2 protein-coding genes are annotated in these 1,281 nt (G+C 50.4%); both read left to right on the top strand.

What is annotated here, in order from left to right:
- A partial coding sequence (locus CWM53_RS22985; RefSeq protein ID WP_206062632.1) for an anion permease occupies positions 1 to 456 on the top strand: 456 nt, incomplete at its 5' end.
- A 12-nt stretch (positions 457 to 468) separates the two neighbouring features.
- A partial coding sequence (locus tag CWM53_RS22980; protein WP_100750879.1) for a hydrolase occupies positions 469 to 1,281 on the top strand: 813 nt, incomplete at its 3' end.

The following is a 1,281-nucleotide window of genomic DNA, read 5'->3' as shown; positions in this document are numbered from 1 at the left end:
TGGCAGACCTTTGTCTGGTACGGCGCCTTCTACGGTTGCGCGGTGGCGCTGTCAAAAGGGGGCTTCTATGTTTACCTGGTCGACGTGATTAAAAATTATCTCGATCTCTCGCATTTGAGTGAAATCAGCGCGATTGCCGTGCTGGTGTTTATCAGCCTGGCGGTCCGCTATTTCTTCGTCTCAAACAGCGCCTTTGTCGTCTCTTTCTATCCGGTACTTTTTACCCTGGGTATGACCACGCAGGCACATCCGATGTACGTAGCGCTCTCCCTGGCCTTCTCCGCAGGCTATGGCGCGTTATTGACCCACTATGGCAATGGGGCTGGCGTATTTACATTCTCCAGCGGCTACGTGCCACAGAAAACCTTCTGGATGCTCGGCACCATTATGGTTGTGGTTAACGTGTTAATCTTCTTCTTAATAGGTATTCCTTACTGGAAGCTTATCGGCATCTGACAGGAGCATAAAATGAAACTGGATATAGTGATTAAAAACGGCCAGATCGCCGATAGTGAAAACCGTACGTATCTTAACGGCGATATTGGTATTAAGGGTAACCGCATCGTTGATATTTCTCATCATAGCGACCTGCAGGCAGAAACCGTTATTGATGCCGCGGGCTGTATTGTTCTTCCCGGCCTCATCGACTTTCATGGCCATGTTTTCCATGGCGGAACGGCGATTAGCGTTAACCCTGATATCGTCTGTTTACCAAATGGCGTCACCAGCATGGTCGATGCCGGGAGCAGTGGATGGGTAAACTATCCGCTCTTTCGCAATAGCGTTATTCATCCAGCGATGGTGAAAATTAAGAGCTATTTAAACGTGGTCAACGTTGGTCTCTCCACCCTCGGCGGCGGGCCCACCGGCTACCTTGAAAATACCAATCCGGCAAATTACAACGAGGAAAAAATTGCCCAAACGCTGAGTGACAATAGAGACAACATATTGGGTTTGAAATTACGCTATAGCCAGGATATCGCCCGAGGCAAACAGTATGCCAGCGATCCGCTGTTAGCCACGGTCGCCCTCGCACGCAAACTGGAAACCTCGATTTGCGTGCATGTCACCGACTCCCTGTTGTGCGCCGATGAACTGATCCGCTATTTTGAAGAGGGCGACATCTATGCGCACTGTTTCCACGGTACCGGTCATTCCATTCTCAACGAACAAGGGCAGGTGTATGCCGCCATCAAAGAAGCACAGTCCCGGGGGGTGATCTTCGATTGTTCAAACGGTGTCGCCCACTTTGATTTCAAGGTGGCGCAATCGGCGATGGAG

Source organism: Klebsiella sp. A-Nf5 (assembly GCF_002810545.1).
GTDB lineage: Bacteria > Pseudomonadota > Gammaproteobacteria > Enterobacterales > Enterobacteriaceae > Klebsiella > Klebsiella variicola.
This window is presented reverse-complemented; position numbering and strand designations above follow the sequence as displayed.